Genomic DNA, 20435 nt, shown 5'->3' on the forward strand with positions numbered 1-20435 from the left:
TGAAGTTTTGCCTTCGCCTGCCGATAACTTCAACAAACAATAATGAGCTAGCAAAGCTGGCTCCGCGTTTTGCCACCCCTACTACGTCTGATCTCACAATTTCTGAAGCCGGGAAGAACTCATGCTAAAAAAGATTACGGTGAAGGCTGGGCTGATCGCCCTGCTGAGCCTGATGACCATGTTGCTGATCATGGTCAGCGTTATTGGCGTCAACGCGATTAACGAAGGATCGCGATCGATCCATACCTTGAACCAGATCCTCGGTGAAGAGCTGGGCTCGCTGGCCAACAGCTCCAACCTGACGCTGCGCGCCCGAACCGCCGCTTCGTTGGCGGTGCGCCAACGGGAGATCGGCCAGATCGATGTGTCCGACGCCACCGTGGGCCGCATCTACGGTTACCTCGATCAGTCAAACAAGGAAATGGCGCGCTTTGTCGGCGTCGGCACCGTGACCGATCGTGGCCGCGAACTCTCCAATCGTCTGCAAAACAGCTATCGCGCCTACCTCGAGCAGGGCGTGAAGCCGATGACTGCCGCCATCAAGGCCGGCAAAATCGATGAGTATTACCATATTCAGGAGACCCGCATCTCTGCGCTGAGCATCGCGTTTGAAAAGGATCTCAGCGATTTCCGCAGCTTTGCCATGAAGCTCGGCGAAAAGCAGGTGTATGACGCGGAAAACAACGCCAGCACCAAGATCTCGTTGATCGTGGTGGCGGGCCTGCTCAGCGTGCTGCTGGCGGTGCTGGCCTGGTTCGCGCTGCGCGTGATCATTTTGCGCCCGTTGGACGAGTCCATCGCGCAGTTGGAACACATCGCCGGCGGCGATCTGACCCATGAGATCCGCGGTGAGGGTGATACCGAGATGGGCCGCTTGGTGCGGGCGATGCAGCGTATGCAGCAGGCGTTGGCCAGTTCGGTCAGCAAAGTGCGCGATGCCAGCAGCCAGATCGACACCGGTTCACGCGAACTGGCGGCCGGTAACCTGCATCTGGCGCAGCGTACCGAAGAGTCGGCCGCTTCGCTGGAAGAGACCGCCGCCAGCATGGAACAGCTGACTTCGACGGTGAAAATGAACGCCGAGAACTGCGAGCAGGCCAACCAACTGGCGCTGAGCGTGTCCGATATCGCCAACCAGGGCAGTGACGTGGTCAGCCAGGTGATGAGCAAGATGCAGGCGATCACCGACAGTTCGCGCCGCATCGCCGACATCATCAGCGTGATGGACGGCATCGCCTTCCAGACCAATATCCTGGCGCTGAACGCGGCGGTGGAAGCGGCGCGTGCCGGCGAGCAAGGCCGCGGTTTCGCGGTGGTGGCCGGTGAAGTGCGCAGTCTGGCGCAGCGTAGCGCCCAGTCGGCGAAAGAGATTAAAGGGCTGATTGAAGCGTCGCAGAACCGGGTGCAGGAAGGCGAACAGATGGTGGAGTCGGCCGCGCAGACCATGAGCGGCATCACCGGTGAAGTGGGCCGGGTGACGGCGTTGATGCGTGAGATCTCGGCGGCGACGCGCGAACAAAGCAGCGGTATCGAACAGGTAAACCTGGCGGTGGCGCAGATGGATCAGGTGGCGCAGCAGAATGCGGCGCTGGTGGAAGAGTCTGCGGCGGCAACGCGCTCGCTGGAAGATCAGGCTCAGCTGCTGGCGCAGAGCATGGCGGCGTTCAAGCTGTAAGGCGATAAGGGTTCGGCGCGGTGCCGAACCCTTGCCAGAAACGCGTTACTCGTCCGGGTTTTCGGCGATGAAGCGTTCTGCGTCTTCTACCATCGACTTGGTGCCGACGAAGAATGGCGCGCGCTGGTGCAGTTTCACCGGCGTGATGTCCAGAATGCGGTTTTTGCCGTCGCTGGCTTTACCGCCGGCCTGTTCGGCCAGGAACGCCATCGGGTTGCATTCGTACAGCAGGCGCAGCTTGCCTTGCGGATGGCTGGCGGTGCTTGGGTAGATGTAGATGCCGCCTTTCAGCAGGTTGCGGTGGAAGTCCGCCACCAGAGAACCGATGTAGCGCGAGGTGTAAGGGCGCTGCGTCGCTTCATCCTGCTCTTGGCAGTACTTGATGTATTTCTTCACGCCGAGAGGGAACTTGATGTAGTTGCCTTCGTTGATGGAATACATGTTGCCGCTCGCCGGGAAGCGTACTTTCTCGTGGGAGAGGCAGAACACGCCCAGAGACGGGTCGTAAGTAAAGGCGTGGACACCGTAACCAGTGGTGTACACCAGCATGGTGGACGAACCGTAAACCACGTAACCCGCTGCGACCTGGGCGCTGCCCGGCTGCAGGAAGTCTTCTTCGGTCACCGGTGTGCCGACCGGCGTGATGCGACGGTAGATAGAGAAAATCGTACCGACCGAGACGTTGACATCGATGTTGGACGAACCGTCCAACGGATCCATCAATACGACATACTTGGCATTTTCAGCTCGCTCGCCGTCGAATATCACGATTTCATCTTCTTCTTCGGAAGCGATACCCGCAACTTCACCACGCGCTTTCAACGCCGCTTTCAGTTTTTCGTTCGCGTACAGGTCCAGTTTCATCTGAACTTCGCCCTGTACGTTGGACACCCCGCTGGTCCCCAGAATATCAACCAGGCCAGCCTTGTTGATGTCGCGGTGGATGATTTTGGCGCCCAGTTTAATGGCAGAAAGTAACGCGGTCAGCTCGCCGGTGGCGTGCGAGAAGTCGTGCTGTTTCTCGACGATAAATTCGCCTAACGTTTTCATGACACAATCCCTGAATCTACGGATGGATAGCGGCCTGTTAACAAACCGCCAACGTTTTCGCGAGCAGTGTAGCCCAAAGATGCGCGCCATTCATAGGCAAATCCATTTCTTCTGGACGATTCTGAGCGTTAGAATATGCCGACATTCGATGCACTCACATGAGAAACCTATGCGCATTCACATTCTTGGGATCTGTGGCACCTTTATGGGCGGGCTGGCGATGCTGGCGCGTTCACTGGGGCATGACGTCACCGGTTCGGACGCCAACGTCTATCCGCCGATGAGCACGCTGCTGGAGAACCAGGGGATCGATCTTATTCAGGGTTATGATCCAGCCCAGTTGGATCCGGCGCCGGATCTGGTGATCATCGGCAACGCCATGACGCGCGGCAACCCGTGCGTGGAGGCGGTGCTGGAGCGTGGCATCCCTTACGTTTCCGGCCCGCAGTGGCTGCACGACGCCGTGTTGCGCGATCGCTGGGTACTGGCGGTCGCCGGCACCCACGGTAAAACTACCACCGCCGGCATGGCGACCTGGATCCTCGAAGCCTGCGGCTACCAGCCGGGCTTCGTCATCGGCGGCGTGCCGGGCAACTTCGACGTCTCGGCGCGCCTCGGCGGCAGCCCGTTCTTCGTGATCGAGGCCGACGAGTATGACTGCGCGTTCTTCGACAAGCGCTCCAAGTTCGTGCACTACAGCCCGCGCACGCTGATCATGAACAACCTGGAGTTCGACCACGCCGATATCTTCGACGATCTGAAAGCCATCCAGAAACAGTTCCACCACTTGGTGCGCCTGGTGCCGGGCAAAGGCAAGATCATCCTGCCGGACAACGACAGCCACCTGAAGCAGGTGATGGCGATGGGCTGCTGGAGCGAACAGGAGCTGGTGGGCGAAGAGGGGACCTGGCGTGCGCAGAAGCTGACGCCGGACGCCAGTCATTACGCGGTGTTCCTCGACGGCGAGCAGGTTGGCGAAGTGAACTGGGCGCTGGTGGGCGAGCACAACATGCATAACGGCCTGATGGCCATCGCCGCGACTCGCCACGTCGGCGTGCAGCCGGCGGACGCCTGCCGCGCGTTGGGCGATTTCATCAACGCCCGCCGCCGCCTGGAGCTGCGTGGCGAAGCCAACGGCGTCACGGTTTACGACGACTTCGCGCACCACCCGACCGCGATCCTGGCCACCCTGGCCGCGTTGCGCGGCAAGGTCGGCGGCACGGCGCGCATTCTGGCGGTGTTGGAACCGCGATCCAACACCATGAAAATGGGCATCAGCAAAAACGATCTGGCGCCTTCGCTCGGCCGCGCCGACGAAGTGTTCCTGTTCCAGCCGCATCACATTCCATGGCAGGTAGCGGAAGTGGCTGATGCCTGTGTGCAGCCGGCGCACTGGAGCGCGGATCTCGACACGCTGGTGGACATGGTGGTGAAAACCGCACAGCCGGGCGACCACATTCTGGTGATGAGCAACGGCGGTTTTGGCGGCATTCACGATCGCCTGCTGGACGCGCTGGCGAAAAAGCAGGAACCGAAGGTGACCTACTGATTGTTCAGTAGCATAAGCCACTCTAAGGGCCGCATTTGCGGCCTTTTTTACGCCCATAAAAAAGCCCTCGCGAGCGAGGGCAACGGGGTTCGTCGGATAGGACGACGAGAGGGTCTCTGGGAAATCGGCGTTTGCGTCAGAACTCGGCAGTGGCAGTGACGAGGGTAATCAGCTCTGCAAAGCCGTTCCCAGAGTTGTTATTTGTAAATCTCGGCGGTGGCGTGGTAGTTGCCTTCGTTACGCGCTTCGATCACGCGGTAGGCGGTCGCGCCTTTAGCGTCGGCTTTCTCCGACAGCGCCTGGCGAATGTCGGTCGGTGCGCCGTCGATACCGCTGACGGTAATGGTGCCGATAGATTGCAGATTGGCGGTCTGATCGTTAGTCACCAACTGGGCGGCAGATGCGCCGAAGGAGATGACGGACAGCAGACCGAGTGCAGCAAGAGTAGTTTTCATGTTCATGATAGCGATCCTTGGTCATAACAGCCTGGAAGGGCTTGGCAGCGATTTTTATTCTTGAAGGCCGTTATGACAGCGTTTGATTCCAGAGATGTATTGCCCGTTGCCGGGTAATGTCGTTACTTATTTGTAGATTTCAGCGGTCGCGTGGAAGTTGCCGTCGTTACGCGCTTCGATCACGCGGTAAGCGGTCGCCCCTTTGGCGTCAGCTTTGTCAGACAGTGCCTGGCGGATGTCGGAAGGCGCAGCGGCGACGCCACTCACGGTGATCACACCGGCGGGTTGCAGTTGTGCGGCCTGGGTTGCATCAACAGATTGTGCTGCGAATGCACCAAATGAAAGCATGGACAGAACGCTCAGGGTTGCAACGGTAGCTTTAATTTTCATTATCTCACCTCATCGTATTCTTTTATCAGTTCCAACGAACTGTGATTCAGTTCACGAAAATGAGTATACAGCTAGTAACGCGAAAAATTAATAGTTCGCTAACAGTTGCTAGTGAAACTTTAACCTTATGATCCTTATTTTTTATAACTGTAAGGAATAAAAAACGCTCATAAAACGATCTTTTGATGTTAAATTTATGTAATTTCAATAAGGTAAGTGCTTTTAACCAAAAGTGCGGAAGATCACAGTGGGTACTGCTGGTTACATGGCGATGTCATGGAAATGTGTTGTTGCGGGATAAAAAAGCAGTGTTAAACGCGGTTAAAGGCCGGGGAGGTAACGCGAGGGTTAAAGAAGCGCTAACAAAATGCGGAAGGTAGCCGCACTTTGTTAGCGCCAGGTTTCACAGCTCTTGCTCAAACACGCCCAGGATCGCTTCATGCAGCTTCTGAGCGGTAAAGCCGCTGGACGGGGTGACGAAAATGGTATCGTCGCCGGCAATCGTGCCGAGGATGCCCTGGGATTTACCCAGTGAGTCGAGCAGGCGGGCGATCAGCTGCGCGGCGCCCGGGCTGGTATGGATCACCACGACGGCGTCGTTATGGTCGACGTCCAGCACCAGATTCTTCAACGGGCTGGTGGTGGTCGGCACGCCGAGTTCGGCAGGAAGGCAATACACCATTTCCATTTTGGCATTGCGCGTACGTACCGCGCCGAACTTGGTCAGCATGCGCGATACTTTGGATTGGTTAATGTTTTCGAAGCCTTCTTCTTGCAGCGCCAAAACGATCTCGCCTTGAGAACTGAATTTTTCTTCTTTCAATAACGCTTTGAACGTCTTGATCAGATCTTCCTGTTTTGCGGGATTACGCATTTTGCACCGTGGAATGTTGATAGTGGAAGTCATGATTATGCATATAGATGAATTTTTATGCAACAAAGGCCGCCCCAAAGAAAATAAAAAAGACCGGGCGGCGAGGAAAGGGCGGCATTTTAACAAAATCCGGCCGCGATGAATATGCCCTTTTGACGACGGAAAATCGGCCTATGGTGGTAAATAAAATGTTATTAAAATGATGTTGTTCTGATGTTGCGTAAGGGTGTAATGTAACGGCCGGTTAACTTGCTCGTGAATAACCTCGCACTATTTTTGATTAGTGTGCGCTATGCCCTTCATGCGCAAGCGATTTAATCTAAAATGGGCGCGACAGCGGCCGTTTTATTACACCTGCAGGCAAGAATTGGCTAATTTATTGTTTTAAAAGGTGTAATGACTCAAGGTCCGTAACCAACACATTCACGGCGCTTTATATATTTAAGATAATAAAGGAGTATAGGATGAAAGTTGCAGTTCTCGGTGCTGCTGGCGGTATCGGCCAGGCCCTCGCCCTTCTACTCAAAACCCAGCTTCCTTCAGGTTCTGAACTCTCTCTCTACGACATTGCCCCCGTTACCCCAGGCGTTGCCGTCGACTTAAGCCACATCCCAACCGCAGTTAAAATTAAAGGCTTCAGCGGCGAAGACGCGACCCCGGCTCTGCACGGTGCGGACGTGGTGCTGATTTCCGCCGGCGTGGCCCGTAAGCCAGGCATGGATCGCTCTGATCTGTTCAACGTTAACGCCGGCATCGTGCGTAACCTGATTGAGCAAGTGGCGAAAACCTGCCCGAAAGCCTGCATCGGCATCATCACCAACCCGGTTAACACCACGGTCGCCATCGCGGCGGAAGTGCTGAAAAAAGCCGGCGTTTACGACAAGAACAAACTGTTCGGCGTGACTTCGCTGGATATCATCCGTTCCAACACCTTCGTGGCCGAGCTGAAAGGCAAGCAGCCGGAAGAGCTGAACGTGCCGGTTATCGGCGGCCACTCTGGCGTGACCATTCTGCCTCTGCTGTCGCAGATCCCTGGTGTGAGCTTCACCGATCAGGAAGTGGCGGATCTGACCAAACGCATTCAGAACGCCGGTACCGAAGTGGTAGAAGCCAAAGCCGGCGGCGGGTCTGCAACGCTGTCCATGGGCCAGGCGGCCGCACGTTTCGGTCTGTCTCTGGTGCGTGCGCTGCAGGGCGAAAAAGGCGTTGTGGAATGCGCTTACGTTGAAGGCGACGGCAAATACGCTCGCTTCTTCGCGCAGCCGCTGGTGCTGGGCAAGAACGGCGTTGAAGAGCGTAAAGATATCGGCACCCTGAGCGCCTTCGAGCAGAAAGCGCTGAACGAGATGCTGGACGTGCTGCACAAAGATATCGAACTGGGCGAGAAGTTCATCAATAACTGATCGATACCGAGAGTCAGCCGATAAACGCCGCCGGACGCTGTTCCGGCGGTTTTTTTTTGTTCCGCGTTCACGACTTGATGCGTGCTTTGCGATCCAGCAGGCAATCGCTGTGCGGATCGTAATAACGGCTTGGCCAGATCTCCGATGGGTGAATGCCTATCGCTTCGGCGATCAGCCATTCCCCCTTCGGCCACGGGCGCGACAGCGCATTGGCCAGCGTCGATGAGCTCAATCCGGCCTTGCGCGATACCGCCGCCAGCGTGGTGCCCTGCTTGCGTAGCGCCGCGATGATATCTGCCGGGTGCCAATCTGGGTTCCTTGAATTCATGTTTACATTCCTTTTCTGATTAGCCAAAGTTGCGTTAGTGGTATAACTAACGAGTCAAAGTTAAGCGTTTGAACAACGTGAAACGTTTATTCGGAAACCAGAATACCATTAAATTTCCTAAAAAATACCCAGGTAATTTCCAAAAATGACGTTGCCCACTATTGCCCAGAGATGATGGCCATGAAAAACGAGTGGTTTGCCGCCAAGGAACTGACAGGCATCGCAGGATTACCCTCCTCACCACAGGGAATCAATTTGATGGCCCGGCGCGAAGGCTGGATCAGCCGCAGGCGTAAAGGCGTGCAGGGAAAAGCGTTGGAATACCATATCGATAGCCTGCCTTCAGGTGTGCGTAACCTGCTGGTGCTGAAGGAAGACGGGGCGGCCTATGACGTAGAACGCCAGGATCCGTTGGCGGTCTGGATCGAGTATTACTACCATTTGACGGAGAGCGAGCGCGAGAAAATGGTGGCTTTCCTGATGCGGGAAGGGATTGGCGGCCTGCTGGCGCGTATCGACGAAGAGAGCAATACCTAAGCAGGCCCGCGTACGCGGGCCTGATGAGTGTATTGCGAAATCACGATTTCTTAAAAATCGCGTTGCACCGCTAAATGGGCCAGGCCTTCCAGCGCCGTGCGGTGCTCCGATGCCGGCAACACCTGCAGCGCGGCGATCGCCTTGTCGGCCTCTTCCTCGGCGCGTTGGCGGGTGTATTCCAGCGAACCGCATTGCTGCATCGCCTGCAGTACCGGCTCCAACAAATGACGGCCGTTGCCTTGCTCAATTGCGCCACGGATCATGTCACGCTGGGCGTCGTCGCCGTTGTGCATCGCGTGCAGCAGCGGCAGGGTCGGCTTCCCTTCGTTCAGATCGTCGCCGGTGTTTTTGCCCAGGGTGCTGCCGTCGGCGCTGTAGTCGAGCAGATCGTCGATCAGCTGGAAAGCGGTGCCGAGGTAGCGGCCATAATCTTGCAGCGCCTTCTCTTGTTCGGCGCTGGCGCCGGACAGGATCGCCGACGATTGCGCCGCCGCCTCAAACAGACGGGCGGTTTTGCTGTAGATCACCCGCATATAGCTTTCTTCGCTGATGTCGGGATCGTGCACATTCATCAACTGCAGCACTTCGCCTTCGGCGATGACGTTGACCGCCTCCGACATCAGCGCCAGCACGCGCAGGGATTCCAGGCTGGTCATCATCTGGAAGGCGCGGGTATAGATAAAGTCGCCGACCAGCACGCTGGCGGCGTTGCCGAACGCCGCGTTGGCGGTGGCTTTGCCGCGGCGCATGTCCGATTCGTCGACGACGTCGTCATGCAGCAGCGTGGCGGTATGAATGAATTCGATCAGGGCGGCGACGGTGACGTGCTTGTTGCCTTCATAGCCCAACGCCCGCGCCGCCAGGACGGCGATCATCGGCCGGATGCGCTTACCGCCACCGCTGATAATGTAATAGCCAAGCTGATTGATGAGCGTGACATCGGAATTCAGCTGTTCGAGAATTGTTGCGTTCACGGCCGCCATATCTTGCGCGGTTAACTCGGTAATTTGCTCTAGGTTCATTGTGTTTTTTTCAGCTGTGTTTCTCTTCACCGCGTTGAGATCGCTGCTCACATCGGTACATGGCGGTAACTGTCCCTATGATTGTACTTGAAAAACGGTTCAGATAAACGCCACGAAAGAAACTGCGCTTTTTTTCTTCTTTTTTCTTGTTCTGGTCTTATTCTGCTCTTGTCATACGCTGCTTTTTTGCGTAGAATTCGCGCCCTATTGTGAATATTTATAGCGCGCTCTGAACTAACACAGTCGGGCACGCGGAAAGCGGAGTTTTATATGTACGCGGTTTTCCAAAGTGGTGGTAAACAACACCGAGTAAGCGAAGGTCAGACCGTTCGCTTGGAAAAGCTGGACATCGCAACTGGTGAAGCGGTTGAGTTTGACCAGATTCTGATGATCGCTAATGGCGAAGATATCAAAATCGGCGTTCCTTTCGTCGATGGCGGCAAGATCAAAGCTGAAGTTGTTGCTCACGGTCGTGGCGAGAAAATTAAAATTGTTAAGTTTCGTCGTCGTAAACACCACCGTAAGCAGCAGGGCCACCGTCAGTGGTTCACTGACGTTAAAATCACCGGCATCAGCGCTTAAGTTAGGAGAGCGGATTAATGGCACACAAAAAGGCTGGCGGCTCGACTCGTAACGGTCGCGATTCAGAAGCTAAACGTCTGGGCGTAAAACGCTTTGGCGGCGAAGCAGTACTGGCAGGCAGCATCATCGTTCGTCAGCGCGGCACCAAATTCCACGCTGGTACCAACGTGGGTTGCGGCAAAGACCACACTCTGTTTGCTTTGAAAGACGGTAAAGTCAAATTCGAAGTTAAAGGCCCGAGCAATCGTAAATTCATCAGCATCGAAGCTGAATAATTTTTCGAGCCTTACGAAATAGATGTAAGCCCCGCAATTCGTTGCGGGGCTTTTTACATTTATGGGTTGCCTGAGGGCAGGCCCGTCAGCGTTGGCGAAGGTGATATGGATACGAAGCAGCAGGTCGGCGTTGGCATTTCTCTGGCGTTAACCACGGCGGTTTGCTGGGGCGCGTTGCCGATCGCGATGAAAGAAGTGTTGGTCGTGATGGAGCCGTTTACCGTTGTCTGGTATCGCTTTACCATGGCCGCCATCGGTTTGGGCGTGATCCTCGCGGTACGCGGCAAGCTGCCGCGGCTGACGATGTTCCGCCAGCCGCGTTGGCTGCTGCTGTTGGCGATCGCGACGGCGGGGCTGCTAGGCAACTTTGTGTTCTTCAGCTCCTCGCTGCAATACCTGAGCCCGACGGCGTCGCAGGTGATTGGCCAGCTGTCGCCGGTGGGCATGATGTTCGCCAGCGTGCTGATTTTAAAAGAACGTATGCGCATCACCCAGGTTATTGGCGCCCTGATGCTGATTTGCGGACTGATGCTGTTTTTCAACGTCAGTTTGATAGAGATCTTCACCCGGCTGACGGACTACACGCTGGGCGTTATGCTGGGCGTGTGCGCGGCGATGGTTTGGGTGAGCTACGGCGTGGCGCAGAAGGTGTTGCTGCGCCGACTGGCTTCGCCGCAGATCCTGGTTATGTTGTACACTTTATGTGCGATAGCGTTGTTCCCTCTGGCCAAACCCGAGGTGATTTTCCAGCTGAGCGGCTGGCAATTGGCGTGTCTGCTATTTTGCGGCGCCAACACGCTGATCGGTTACGGCGCGTTGGCGGAAGCGATGGCGCGCTGGCAGGCGGCGCAGGTGAGCGCGTTGGTGACGCTGACCCCGCTGTTTACCCTGCTGTTTTCAGATTTATTGGCGCTGGCCTGGCCCCAGGCATTCGCTGCGCCGACGCTGAACATCGTCGGCTATGTGGGTGCGTTTGTGGTTGTGGCGGGCGCCATGTTTTCCGCAATTGGTCACCGGTGGTGGCCGCGACGGGCAGAACCCCCCCTGGTTGCTCCTTTGAAGCAGCCCGGTGAATGATTTACGGAGACGGTAAATGAAGTTTGTAGATGAAGCAGCGATTCTGGTCGTTGCAGGCGACGGCGGCAACGGGTGCGTCAGCTTCCGCCGCGAAAAATATATCCCGAACGGTGGGCCTGACGGCGGTGACGGCGGTGACGGCGGCGACGTTTACCTGCTGGCGGATGAGAACCTCAACACCCTGATCGACTACCGCTTTGAGAAGTCTTTCCGCGCCGAGCGCGGCCAGAATGGCCAGAGCCGCGACTGTACTGGCAAACGCGGTAAAGACGTCATCATCAAGGTGCCGGTCGGCACGCGCGTGAAGGATCAGGGCACCGGCGAGATCCTCGGCGACATGACGCGTCACGAGCAGAAGCTGATGGTCGCCAAAGGCGGCTGGCACGGTCTGGGCAACACCCGTTTCAAATCTTCGGTCAACCGCGCGCCGCGTCAGAAGACGCTGGGTACCGCGGGCGAAGCGCGTGACCTGTTGCTGGAGCTGTTGCTGCTGGCCGATGTGGGCATGCTGGGGCTGCCGAACGCCGGTAAATCGACCTTCATCCGCGCGGTGTCTGCTGCCAAACCTAAGGTGGCCGATTATCCGTTCACCACGCTGGTACCGAGCCTGGGCGTGGTGCGTATGGACCACGAGCAGAGCTTTGTGGTTGCCGACATTCCGGGGTTGATCGAGGGGGCCTCCGAAGGGGCGGGCCTGGGTATTCGCTTCCTGAAACACCTGGAGCGTTGCCGCGTGCTGCTGCACCTGGTGGACATCGCGCCGATCGACGAAACCGATCCGGTGGAAAACGCCAAAGTGATCATCAACGAGTTGAACCAATACAGCGAAAATCTGGCGCAGAAGCCGCGGTGGCTGGTGTTCAACAAAATTGATGTGATTGGTGAGGAAGAAGCCGCCGAACGCGCCAAAGCGATTGTGGAAGGCATGGGTTGGGAAGGGAAGTACTACATGATCTCCGCCGCCAACCGCGAAGGCGTCAACGCGCTGTGCTGGGACGTGATGAACTTCATCAACACTCAGCCGAAAGCGATGGCGATTGAAGAAAGCGCGCCGGAAAAAGTCGAATTCATGTGGGATGACTACCACCGCGAGCAAATCGCGGAGGTGGAAGCCGAAGCGGAAGATGACTGGGATGACGACTGGGACGAAGACGACGACGAAGGCGTCGAAATCATTTACCAGAAGTAATTCGGTGATAAAGGGCTCAGCAACACTGGGCCCTTGTTATTTGAGCGCCTTTTCCGGCAACCAGCACTGGGCGTTCAGGCCGCGCGCATCGCGGCGGTTTTCCAGCGTCAATCGCCCCTGGTGCAGTTGCGCGATGCGGATCACGATATTCAGGCCCAGTCCGCTGCCGCCGTAGCGTTGATCCATGCGGCGAAACGCCTGCGTCAGCTCCCCAACCATCTCTTCCTTGATACCCGGGCCATCGTCGATGACCTGCAGCAGATAGCCGCTGTCTTGCGGCGTTAATCGCACCTGTATCGCGCCGCCTTCCGGGCCGTAACGGTGGGCATTTTCGACCAGGTTGCGCAGCAGCAACCGCAGCAGCACCGGATCGCCGTTCACCGCGGCGACGGCCGGCAATTGCCAATCCAGCGTCTGCCCGCGTTGGGCGGTCATTTCGTCGAGTTCTTCGCGCAGCGGTTGGATCACATCGGCCACCCAATCGAAATGCTGATAATGGCCGCTGGCGAAGTCTTGCCCGGCGCGCGACAGCATCAGCAACTGCTCGACGGTGTGCATCAGTTGATCGATGCGGGCGATCAGCGCCTGGCTGCCCTTGACGCCCTGTTTTTCCATCAGTTCCAGGTGCAGGCGGATGCCGGCCAGCGGCGTGCGCAGCTCGTGGGCGGCGTCGGCAGTGAACAGGCGTTCCTGTTGAATGGTGTTATCCAGCCGTGAGAACAGCTGATTGAGTGCATTGGTGACCGCTACCATTTCCTGGCTGTCGCTGGTGATTGGCAGCGGCGTCAGGTTATCGGCAGAGCGCTTTTCCAGCCGCTGCTGCAATTGGTTTAGCGGGCGGATGATCCAGCTGATGGCCCAAAACGACGCCAGCAGCGTGACGACCATCATGATCAGCGAAGGCGCCAGCAGCGACGCGATGGCCTCGGCGATCTCGGTATCGACGCGCTCGGTACGCACTTTGGCGGACAGGGTTTCATCCACCAGGAAACTGATCTGCTCCTGGCTTTCGTGCCACAGCCAGAAGGCGCTGATGAGTTGCGTGACCAGCAGGATCAGCGCCAGCATCAGCAGCAGGCGGCGGCGCATGCTGATCATGACGAGGGTTCCAGGCGATAGCCGATGCCGCGCACGGTGCGGATGCGATCCTTGCCTAGTTTGCGGCGCAGGTTGTGGATGTGCACTTCCAGCGTGTTGGAACCCAGGTCGTCCTGCCAGGTGTAGAGATCCTGCTGCAGGAGTTCACGATTGACCGTCTGCCCGGCACGCATAATCAGGCGCGCCAGAATGGCAAACTCTTTCGGCGTAACCTCCACCGGCTGTTGCTGCAGGTAGACCTGCTGGCTGGAGAGGTTCAACTGCAGGTCATCCACCTGCATCAGATTGTCGCTGTGGCCCTGGTAGCGCCGCAGAAGGGCGCGCACGCGCGCCTGCAGCTCAACCAGCGCGAAGGGTTTGACCAGGTAGTCATCGGCGCCGGCATCCAGCCCGTCGACGCGATCTTCCAGGGCATCACGGGCGGTCAGGATCAGCACCGGCAGATCGATCTGCTGGCGGCGCCACTGCCGCAGCAGTGCGGCGCCGTCCATGTCCGGCAGACCGAGATCCAGGATCACCATGCTGTATTGGCTGGTGATGAGCAGGCTGTTGGCCTCCGCCGCCGTGGCGGCGCAGTCGCAGACGTAACCTTCGCCGGTCAGCGCCAGTGCCAGCCCCTGTTGCAACAGTTCATCATCCTCAACGACCAGCAGCTTCATGACGATCCTCAGTTGTTTTGGTAAATGTCCCGATACAGGCGGCTTTCGAAGCGCACCAGCGGCGCTCGGCGCTGTTTCTGATCTTCTGGCGGCACGGCGTAGCCGGAGAGATACTGCACGAAGGCCATGCGCTGGCCGCTGGCGGTCGTGATGAAGCCCGCCAGGTTGTAGACGCCCTGCAGTGCACCGGTCTTGGCCGACACCTTGCCGTCGACGCCGGCTTCGTGCAGGCCGCCGCGGTAGCGCAGGGTGCCATCATAGCCGGACAGCGGCAGCATCGAGATGAAGTTCAGCTCGTTGTCGTGCTGAGCGATGTACTGCAGCGCCTGCATCATAGTCGCCGGCGCCAGCAGGTTGTGGCGCGACAGGCCGGAACCGTCGGCGATAATGGTATTGCCCAGATCGATGCCGGCCTTCTGGCGCAGCACCTGCCGCACTGCATCGGAGCCCGCTCGCCAGGTGCCCGGTACGCCGAAGCGCTCGTGGCCGATGGTGCGGAAGACGGTATCGGCGATCATGTTGTCCGATTTCTTCAGCATGATCTTCAACAGATCGTGCAGCGGCGCCGACTGAGTTTGCGCGATCACCGTGCCGGTGATGCCGGGACGCGTCTGGCGTTTCAAGTGCCCGTCGATCTGGATACCGGCCTGGGTCAGTTCGTCTTTCAGGATTGCGCCCGCATAGCTGGCGCCGTCCTGGATGGCGAAGGCCAGCGGCAGCGGTTCGCTGCGTTGCGTCAGGCAGCCGGTCAGGGTAAAGCGGTTCAGTTCGCCCGGCACCACGTCCAGCTCGCAGTACTGCGCGTCTGCTGAGCCGCGCGCCAGGGTGCGCACCTGGCTAAACATATTGACTGGATAATAGGAGGCGACGCGGATAAACGCCATGTCGCCCGGATTCGGCGCGCTGTACAGCGAGACCGAGAAACAGTTGCGATCGACGATGGCGGCGGCCGGCGGCGCGCTGAAGCACTGCGTCAGATCGTTCCACGGCCAGCCGGGCGCCTTGTCATGGCTGGCGAAGACCGAGGTATCGACCAGCACGTCGCCGCTGATTTGGCGCACGCCCTGTTTCTTCAGGACGGCCATCATATTGCGCAGGCTCTGGCGCTTGAAGGTCGGATCGCCGCTGAAGCGGGCGATCAGGTTGCCGCGCAGCACGCCATCGCGGATATCGCCCTGGCTCTCCAGCGTGGTGGTGAAACGGTAATCGGGCCCGAGTTGCAGCAAGGCCGCCAGCGCGGTCAGCACTTTTTGGGTACTGGCCGGCAGCGCCATCTGCTGAGAGTGATAATCGATCGTCGGCGCGCCGGCACCGATTTTCTGAACGACCAGGGCAAGGTTGGCCCCATCAGGCAGATATTGTGTGTACTCTTCAACCGGGGCCGCATTCGCATTCAGAACAAATGCGCAAGCCAATGCACTGACAATTCGTGAAAAACGCATAATCTCGGGATAACAGCTGGATAACGTGCCGTCATACTACGGTGCAATCAGGGAAAAAGTAAACGATGACCCTCAAGGAACTCTAGGCTAAAATGCGTATCAAAATGCAAAACCAATCTTGGCTTGGGCCTCGTTCCGAGTCAGGTTTCTTTTGTTTGTCGCCTGGAGGCGGGTGGCGGTATGCCAACCGTGTTTTCATACGAATACGTCAGGATGACGGTTATTTGAACAGGAAAGATTTAGAGGTATTTATACGATGAACCAAATTCCGATGACCTTGTTTGGCGCTGAAAAACTGCGCGAAGAGCTCGAATATCTGAAAAGCGTGCGCCGCCCGAAAATCATTGCGGATATCGCTGACGCCCGTGAGCACGGCGATTTGAAAGAGAATGCCGAGTACCATGCCGCCCGTGAACAGCAGGGTTTCTGCGAAGGCCGCATTCAGGAGATCGAAGCCAAGCTGTCCAATGCTCAGGTGATCGATATCACCAAGATGCCGAACACCGGCCGGGTGATCTTCGGCGCCACCGTATCGGTGATGAATCTGGACAGTGAAGAAGAAGTGACTTACCGCATCGTTGGCGACGATGAGGCCGATTTCAAGAAAAATCTGATTTCGGTAAACTCGCCGATGGCGCGCGGCCTGATCGGCAAAGAGCAAGACGACGTGGTGGTGATCAAAACCCCCGGCGGCGACGTGGAATACGAGATCCTGAAGGTCGAGTATCTCTGATCGAGGCCGTTGGTCATTAATGCGCCAACGTTTTGTAAAGATAGGAAAAAGGCCGCAAGCGGCCTTTTATCTTCGTCAGGCGCATGGCACCTTTTCGTTAACCTGATGGTTATTAACGCGGTAGACTGATCTTGCGCTCTTTCGACGGGCGGTAAAGAATAAGCGTACTGCCGATAACTTGTACATTGCAGGCGCCCGTTTCACGCACGATAGCGTCGGCGATCAGGGTTTTGGTTTCGCGATCTTCAGCGGCGATTTTTACCTTGATCAGCTCATGATGCTCCAGAGCCTGTTCAATTTCAGCCAGCACCCCTTCGGTAAGACCGTTATTGCCCAGCATTACCACCGGTTTTAACGGATGCGCCAGGCCTTTCAGGTGCTGTTTTTGTTTATTATTCAGATTCATTGTCTTTTTTGCTTAAGTTGGGATTGAAAACGGTACATTCTACCGCCATCTCATGTATATCACCAAATCGGTCTTCACCGGTGTGAGTCTACGTGAGCAGCGACCCTGACATAAGACTCTTTTTATGATAGTTGGAAAACGAGATGGCTAATAAAAAGCGTTCGGCTAGCTCCAGTCGCTGGTTACAAGAACACTTTAGCGATAAATATGTGCAGCAGGCGCAGAAAAAGGGACTGCGTTCCCGTGCCTGGTTTAAACTTGATGAAATACAGCAGAGCGACAAACTGTTCAAACCGGGAATGACCGTGGTTGATCTGGGCGCCGCACCGGGCGGCTGGTCGCAGTATGTGGTCACCCAAATCGGCGGTACCGGGCGCATCATCGCCTGTGATATTTTGCCAATGGATCCTATCGTTGGCGTCGATTTCCTTCAGGGCGATTTTCGTGATGAACTGGTGCTGAAGGCGCTGTTGGAACGAGTAGGCGAGAGTAAGGTTCAGGTGGTCATGTCCGATATGGCCCCGAATATGAGTGGCACCCCGGCGGTCGATATTCCAAGGTCGATGTATCTGGTGGAGTTGGCGCTGGATATGTGTCGTGATGTCCTCGCACCAGGCGGAAGTTTCCTGGTGAAGGTGTTCCAGGGAGATGGCTTTGACGAGTACCTACGGGAAATTCGCTCCCTGTTTACGAAGGTTAAGATTCGTAAGCCAGACGCTTCCCGCGCCCGTTCGCGCGAAGTGTACATTGTAGCGACAGGGCGCAAACTGTAGTACCCTAACGCTGTTTGTTAACACAGTTGTAAGATGAGGTTAATCCCTTGAGTGACATGGCGAAAAACCTAATTCTCTGGTTAGTCATCGCGGTAGTGTTGATGTCTGTATTCCAGAGCTTTGGGCCCAGCGAGTCGAATGGCCGTAGGGTGGATTACTCTACCTTCATGTCCGAACTGACCCAGGACCAGGTTCGCGAAGCGCGAATCAACGGACGTGAAATTAACGTTACCAAGAAAGACAGTAACAAATACACGACCTACATCCCTGTCAACGATCCTAAGTTGCTGGATACGTTGTTAACGAAGAATGTGAAAGTTGTCGGCGAGCCGCCTGAAGAGCCGAGCCTGCTGGCTTCTATCTTTATCTCTTGGTTCCCGATGCTGTTGCTGATCGGGGTCTGGATCTTCTTTATGCGGCAAATGCAGGGCGGCGGCGGCAAGGGCGCGATGTCCTTCGGCAAGAGCAAGGCCCGCATGCTGACGGAAGACCAGATCAAGACCACTTTCGCCGATGTCGCCGGTTGTGACGAAGCGAAAGAAGAGGTGAGCGAACTGGTGGAATACCTGCGCGAACCGAGCCGTTTCCAGAAGCTGGGCGGCAAGATCCCGAAAGGCGTGCTGATGGTTGGCCCGCCGGGGACCGGTAAAACGCTGTTGGCGAAAGCGATCGCCGGCGAAGCGAAGGTACCGTTCTTCACCATTTCCGGTTCCGACTTCGTCGAAATGTTCGTCGGCGTGGGTGCATCCCGCGTGCGCGACATGTTCGAACAAGCGAAGAAAGCTGCGCCGTGCATCATCTTCATCGATGAAATCGACGCCGTCGGTCGCCAGCGTGGCGCCGGCCTGGGTGGCGGTCACGATGAGCGTGAGCAGACCCTGAACCAGATGCTGGTTGAGATGGACGGTTTCGAAGGCAACGAGGGCATCATCGTCATCGCGGCGACCAACCGTCCAGACGTGCTTGACCCTGCGCTGCTGCGCCCGGGCCGTTTCGACCGTCAGGTCGTGGTCGGGCTGCCGGATGTGCGTGGCCGTGAGCAGATCCTGAAGGTGCACATGCGCCGCGTGCCGTTGGCTGCCGACATCGACGCCTCCGTCATTGCGCGCGGTACGCCGGGCTTCTCCGGTGCCGACCTGGCCAACCTGGTCAACGAAGCGGCGCTGTTCGCCGCCCGCGGCAACAAGCGCGTGGTGTCGATGGTGGAGTTTGAAAAAGCCAAAGACAAGATCATGATGGGTGCGGAACGTCGCTCCATGGTGATGACCGAAGCGCAGAAAGAGTCGACCGCGTATCACGAAGCGGGCCACGCCATCATTGGCCGCCTGGTTCCTGAACACGATCCGGTACACAAGGTCACCATCATTCCTCGTGGTCGGGCGCTCGGTGTGACCTTCTTCCTGCCGGAAGGGGATGCGATCAGCGCCAGCCGTCAGAAGCTGGAGAGCCAAATCTCCACCCTGTACGGCGGTCGTCTGGCGGAAGAGATCATCTACGGGCCGGAAAAAGTCTCTACCGGTGCGTCGAACGACATTAAAGTGGCGACCTCCATTGCCCGCAACATGGTGACCCAATGGGGCTTCTCCGAGAAGCTGGGGCCGCTGCTGTATGCGGAAGAAGAGGGTGAAGTGTTCCTGGGCCGTTCCGTGGCCAAGGCGAAGCACATGTCGGATGAAACCGCGCGTATCATCGACCAGGAAGTGAAGTCGCTGATCGAACGTAACTACACGCGTGCTCGTTCGCTGTTGATGGAAAATATGGACATCCTGCATTCGATGAAGGATGCGCTGATGAAGTATGAAACTATCGATGCGCCGCAGATCGACGATCTGATGAACCGCAAAGACGTGCGTCCGCCGGCGGGCTGGGACGATGCGAACAAAGGCAACAGCTCCGACAACGGTGGCACTCCGAAAGCCCCGACGCCGGTAGATGAGCCGCGCACCCCAACGCCGGGCAACACCATGTCCGAACAGCTCGACAAGTAACAGCGGCTGTGTAATAACATCAAACCCCGGTACGCCGGGGTTTTTTTTTGCCCGGCGGGCAGTGAACCAGGCAACAGTAAGGTGGACCAACCATGCAGTTAACCGTGCGCGACATGACGCTCAACCTCTCCTATCCGCAGGTGATGGGTATCCTCAATGTGACGCCGGATTCGTTTTCCGACGGCGGCCGTCACAACACCCTGAACCAGGCGCTGCTCCACGCGCATGCGCTGATTTCGGCCGGTGCCACGATGATCGATATCGGCGGCGAATCGACAAGGCCGGGGGCAGCTGAGGTGAGTGAAGAGGAAGAATTGGAACGGGTCGTGCCGGTGGTGGAAGCGCTGGCGCAGCGCTTCGAAGTCTTCATCTCGGTCGATACCTCGAAAGCGGGCGTGATCCGCGAATCGGCGCATGCAGGCGCACATCTGATTAACGACATTCGTTCGCTGCAGGAGCCGGGTGCCCTGGCGGCGGCGGCGGAAAGCGGTCTGCCGGTCTGTCTGATGCATATGCAAGGGCAGCCGCGCACCATGCAGCAGGCGCCGCATTACGATGACCTGATTACCGATGTTCAGGCGTTTTTCGAGCATCATATTCAGCGCTGTAACGAGGCGGGGATAACAAATCAGAAATTGCTGCTCGACCCAGGCTTCGGTTTCGGTAAAAATTTGGCGCACAACTATCAGCTTCTGGCACGATTGTCGGAGTTTCATCGTTTCGGTTTGCCGCTATTGGTCGGCATGTCGCGTAAATCGATGATTGGGCAACTGCTGAACGTGCCGCCGGATCAACGGGTTATCGGCAGCGTGGCCTGCGCGGTAATCGCGGCGATGCAGGGTGCGCAGATTGTCAGAGTGCATGACGTTAAAGAAACCGTCGAGGCGATGCGTGTCGTCGAGGCAACACTTTCAGCTAAGGGACAGTAGA

The 20435-nt window shown here is 57.2% G+C and carries 22 protein-coding genes; 12 read left to right on the forward strand and 10 right to left on the reverse strand.

Going from position 1 to position 20435, the window contains the following annotated elements; translation table 11 throughout:
* The first annotated feature begins 121 nt into the window (after nt 1-121).
* Nucleotides 122-1675 carry a methyl-accepting chemotaxis protein gene (locus QMZ29_RS21975; protein WP_282981000.1) on the forward strand — a complete coding sequence of 518 codons (1554 nt, stop codon included), beginning with the start codon at nt 122-124 and terminating at the stop codon, nt 1673-1675.
* Between the two features lie 45 nt (nt 1676-1720).
* On the opposite strand, the gene fbp is transcribed toward QMZ29_RS21975, so the two are convergent.
* Nucleotides 1721-2725 (reverse strand): class 1 fructose-bisphosphatase, encoded by a 1005-nt coding sequence (gene fbp, locus QMZ29_RS21980; protein ID WP_004933587.1) that lies wholly within the window; start codon nt 2723-2725, stop codon nt 1721-1723.
* Between the two features lie 169 nt (nt 2726-2894).
* Between fbp and mpl the strand changes: the two genes are divergently transcribed.
* Entirely contained in the window at nt 2895-4274 is a 1380-nt protein-coding gene (mpl, locus tag QMZ29_RS21985) for a UDP-N-acetylmuramate:L-alanyl-gamma-D-glutamyl-meso-diaminopimelate ligase (RefSeq protein WP_033636810.1), read from the forward strand.
* Nucleotides 4275-4471: 197 nt separating this feature from the next.
* Here the strand turns inward: mpl and yhcN (QMZ29_RS21990) are convergent, their stop codons facing one another.
* The 3 genes from yhcN (QMZ29_RS21990) to argR all read right to left on the reverse strand — a co-directional run bounded on the left by yhcN (QMZ29_RS21990) (nt 4472) and on the right by argR (nt 5993).
* Nucleotides 4472-4735, reverse strand: coding sequence for a peroxide/acid stress response protein YhcN (gene yhcN / locus QMZ29_RS21990; RefSeq protein WP_025305042.1), 264 nt, complete (start codon nt 4733-4735; stop codon nt 4472-4474).
* Nucleotides 4736-4855: 120 nt separating this feature from the next.
* Nucleotides 4856-5119, reverse strand: coding sequence for a peroxide/acid stress response protein YhcN (yhcN, locus tag QMZ29_RS21995; protein WP_025305043.1), 264 nt, complete (start codon nt 5117-5119; stop codon nt 4856-4858).
* A gap of 403 nt (nt 5120-5522) precedes the next feature.
* Complete coding sequence (gene argR / locus QMZ29_RS22000) at nt 5523-5993, reverse strand: transcriptional regulator ArgR (RefSeq protein WP_016929335.1); 471 nt, start codon at nt 5991-5993, stop codon at nt 5523-5525.
* Nucleotides 5994-6457: 464 nt separating this feature from the next.
* Between argR and mdh the strand changes: the two genes are divergently transcribed.
* The gene (gene mdh, locus QMZ29_RS22005; RefSeq protein WP_004933569.1) at nt 6458-7396 is read left to right on the forward strand and encodes a malate dehydrogenase; all 939 of its coding nucleotides are present in this window, start codon (nt 6458-6460) and stop codon (nt 7394-7396) included.
* 67 nt (nt 7397-7463) lie between these two features.
* Here the strand turns inward: mdh and QMZ29_RS22010 are convergent, their stop codons facing one another.
* Nucleotides 7464-7724 (reverse strand): helix-turn-helix domain-containing protein, encoded by a 261-nt coding sequence (locus tag QMZ29_RS22010; protein ID WP_004933567.1) that lies wholly within the window; start codon nt 7722-7724, stop codon nt 7464-7466.
* Nucleotides 7725-7904: 180 nt separating this feature from the next.
* Between QMZ29_RS22010 and QMZ29_RS22015 the strand changes: the two genes are divergently transcribed.
* Nucleotides 7905-8261, forward strand: coding sequence for a DNA-binding protein (locus tag QMZ29_RS22015; RefSeq protein WP_025305044.1), 357 nt, complete (start codon nt 7905-7907; stop codon nt 8259-8261).
* Between the two features lie 50 nt (nt 8262-8311).
* Here QMZ29_RS22015 and ispB read toward each other — a convergent pair whose 3' ends face one another.
* Complete coding sequence (gene ispB, locus QMZ29_RS22020; RefSeq protein WP_025305045.1) at nt 8312-9283, reverse strand: octaprenyl diphosphate synthase; 972 nt, start codon at nt 9281-9283, stop codon at nt 8312-8314.
* A 270-nt stretch (nt 9284-9553) separates the two neighbouring features.
* Between ispB and rplU the strand changes: the two genes are divergently transcribed.
* From rplU to cgtA, 4 genes are all read left to right on the forward strand, one after another.
* On the forward strand, nt 9554-9865 hold the full coding sequence (rplU, locus tag QMZ29_RS22025) for a 50S ribosomal protein L21 (RefSeq protein ID WP_004933561.1): 312 nt from the start codon (nt 9554-9556) through the stop codon (nt 9863-9865).
* Nucleotides 9866-9882: 17 nt separating this feature from the next.
* A complete protein-coding gene (gene rpmA, locus QMZ29_RS22030; protein WP_004933559.1) occupies nt 9883-10140 on the forward strand; it encodes a 50S ribosomal protein L27 in 258 nt (85 codons plus the stop codon).
* Between the two features lie 105 nt (nt 10141-10245).
* The gene (locus QMZ29_RS22035) at nt 10246-11217 is read left to right on the forward strand and encodes a DMT family transporter (RefSeq protein ID WP_043139276.1); all 972 of its coding nucleotides are present in this window, start codon (nt 10246-10248) and stop codon (nt 11215-11217) included.
* Between the two features lie 16 nt (nt 11218-11233).
* Nucleotides 11234-12406, forward strand: coding sequence for an Obg family GTPase CgtA (gene cgtA / locus QMZ29_RS22040; RefSeq protein ID WP_025305047.1), 1173 nt, complete (start codon nt 11234-11236; stop codon nt 12404-12406).
* Nucleotides 12407-12442: 36 nt separating this feature from the next.
* On the opposite strand, the gene pmrB is transcribed toward cgtA, so the two are convergent.
* From pmrB to dacB, 3 genes are read right to left on the reverse strand one after another with little or no spacing between them, the layout of a single operon-like run.
* Nucleotides 12443-13504, reverse strand: coding sequence for a two-component system sensor histidine kinase PmrB (gene pmrB, locus QMZ29_RS22045; protein WP_025305048.1), 1062 nt, complete (start codon nt 13502-13504; stop codon nt 12443-12445).
* A complete protein-coding gene (gene pmrA, locus QMZ29_RS22050; protein WP_019453348.1) occupies nt 13501-14163 on the reverse strand; it encodes a two-component system response regulator PmrA in 663 nt (220 codons plus the stop codon). Before pmrA ends, pmrB begins: the two co-directional genes overlap by 4 nt.
* Before the next feature lie 8 nt (nt 14164-14171).
* Nucleotides 14172-15605: a serine-type D-Ala-D-Ala carboxypeptidase gene (gene dacB / locus QMZ29_RS22055; RefSeq protein ID WP_282981166.1), complete on the reverse strand. Its 1434-nt coding sequence runs from the start codon at nt 15603-15605 to the stop codon at nt 14172-14174.
* 256 nt (nt 15606-15861) lie between these two features.
* On the opposite strand from dacB, the gene greA reads away from it, so the two are divergent.
* Nucleotides 15862-16338, forward strand: a complete 477-nt coding sequence (greA, locus tag QMZ29_RS22060; RefSeq protein WP_025305051.1) for a transcription elongation factor GreA — start codon at nt 15862-15864, stop codon at nt 16336-16338.
* Nucleotides 16339-16450: 112 nt separating this feature from the next.
* On the opposite strand, the gene yhbY is transcribed toward greA, so the two are convergent.
* Nucleotides 16451-16744, reverse strand: coding sequence for a ribosome assembly RNA-binding protein YhbY (yhbY, locus tag QMZ29_RS22065; protein WP_004933536.1), 294 nt, complete (start codon nt 16742-16744; stop codon nt 16451-16453).
* Nucleotides 16745-16887: 143 nt separating this feature from the next.
* Here yhbY and rlmE point away from each other — a divergent pair, with 143 nt between their 5' ends.
* From rlmE to folP, 3 genes are all read left to right on the forward strand, one after another.
* Nucleotides 16888-17517 carry a 23S rRNA (uridine(2552)-2'-O)-methyltransferase RlmE gene (rlmE, locus tag QMZ29_RS22070; protein WP_004933533.1) on the forward strand — a complete coding sequence of 210 codons (630 nt, stop codon included), beginning with the start codon at nt 16888-16890 and terminating at the stop codon, nt 17515-17517.
* Between the two features lie 56 nt (nt 17518-17573).
* Complete coding sequence (gene ftsH, locus QMZ29_RS22075; protein ID WP_004933529.1) at nt 17574-19505, forward strand: ATP-dependent zinc metalloprotease FtsH; 1932 nt, start codon at nt 17574-17576, stop codon at nt 19503-19505.
* A gap of 92 nt (nt 19506-19597) precedes the next feature.
* Nucleotides 19598-20434 (forward strand): dihydropteroate synthase, encoded by an 837-nt coding sequence (gene folP, locus QMZ29_RS22080; RefSeq protein WP_025305052.1) that lies wholly within the window; start codon nt 19598-19600, stop codon nt 20432-20434.
* Nucleotide 20435: the final 1 nt, after the last annotated feature.

Source organism: Serratia sp. PF-27 (assembly GCF_030053255.1).
GTDB lineage: Bacteria > Pseudomonadota > Gammaproteobacteria > Enterobacterales > Enterobacteriaceae > Serratia > Serratia bockelmannii.

Excerpts from the sequence above, each read along its gene's own strand:
- QMZ29_RS22035 (WP_043139276.1), top strand. The coding sequence starts at position 10,246 with ATGGATACGAAGCAGCAGGTCGGCGTTGGCATTTCTCTGGCGTTAACC.
- QMZ29_RS21975 (WP_282981000.1), top strand. The coding sequence starts at position 122 with ATGCTAAAAAAGATTACGGTGAAGGCTGGGCTGATCGCCCTGCTGAGC.
- dacB (WP_282981166.1), bottom strand. The coding sequence starts at position 15,605 with ATGCGTTTTTCACGAATTGTCAGTGCATTGGCTTGCGCATTTGTTCTG.
- mdh (WP_004933569.1), top strand. The coding sequence starts at position 6,458 with ATGAAAGTTGCAGTTCTCGGTGCTGCTGGCGGTATCGGCCAGGCCCTC.
- fbp (WP_004933587.1), bottom strand. The coding sequence starts at position 2,725 with ATGAAAACGTTAGGCGAATTTATCGTCGAGAAACAGCACGACTTCTCG.
- yhcN (WP_025305043.1), bottom strand. The coding sequence starts at position 5,119 with ATGAAAATTAAAGCTACCGTTGCAACCCTGAGCGTTCTGTCCATGCTT.
- yhbY (WP_004933536.1), bottom strand. The coding sequence starts at position 16,744 with ATGAATCTGAATAATAAACAAAAACAGCACCTGAAAGGCCTGGCGCAT.
- pmrB (WP_025305048.1), bottom strand. The coding sequence starts at position 13,504 with ATGATCAGCATGCGCCGCCGCCTGCTGCTGATGCTGGCGCTGATCCTG.
- ispB (WP_025305045.1), bottom strand. The coding sequence starts at position 9,283 with ATGAACCTAGAGCAAATTACCGAGTTAACCGCGCAAGATATGGCGGCC.
- ftsH (WP_004933529.1), top strand. The coding sequence starts at position 17,574 with ATGGCGAAAAACCTAATTCTCTGGTTAGTCATCGCGGTAGTGTTGATG.
- greA (WP_025305051.1), top strand. The coding sequence starts at position 15,862 with ATGAACCAAATTCCGATGACCTTGTTTGGCGCTGAAAAACTGCGCGAA.
- argR (WP_016929335.1), bottom strand. The coding sequence starts at position 5,993 with ATGCGTAATCCCGCAAAACAGGAAGATCTGATCAAGACGTTCAAAGCG.
- yhcN (WP_025305042.1), bottom strand. The coding sequence starts at position 4,735 with ATGAACATGAAAACTACTCTTGCTGCACTCGGTCTGCTGTCCGTCATC.
- rlmE (WP_004933533.1), top strand. The coding sequence starts at position 16,888 with ATGGCTAATAAAAAGCGTTCGGCTAGCTCCAGTCGCTGGTTACAAGAA.
- cgtA (WP_025305047.1), top strand. The coding sequence starts at position 11,234 with ATGAAGTTTGTAGATGAAGCAGCGATTCTGGTCGTTGCAGGCGACGGC.
- QMZ29_RS22015 (WP_025305044.1), top strand. The coding sequence starts at position 7,905 with ATGAAAAACGAGTGGTTTGCCGCCAAGGAACTGACAGGCATCGCAGGA.
- rplU (WP_004933561.1), top strand. The coding sequence starts at position 9,554 with ATGTACGCGGTTTTCCAAAGTGGTGGTAAACAACACCGAGTAAGCGAA.
- QMZ29_RS22010 (WP_004933567.1), bottom strand. The coding sequence starts at position 7,724 with ATGAATTCAAGGAACCCAGATTGGCACCCGGCAGATATCATCGCGGCG.
- mpl (WP_033636810.1), top strand. The coding sequence starts at position 2,895 with ATGCGCATTCACATTCTTGGGATCTGTGGCACCTTTATGGGCGGGCTG.
- folP (WP_025305052.1), top strand. The coding sequence starts at position 19,598 with ATGCAGTTAACCGTGCGCGACATGACGCTCAACCTCTCCTATCCGCAG.
- pmrA (WP_019453348.1), bottom strand. The coding sequence starts at position 14,163 with ATGAAGCTGCTGGTCGTTGAGGATGATGAACTGTTGCAACAGGGGCTG.
- rpmA (WP_004933559.1), top strand. The coding sequence starts at position 9,883 with ATGGCACACAAAAAGGCTGGCGGCTCGACTCGTAACGGTCGCGATTCA.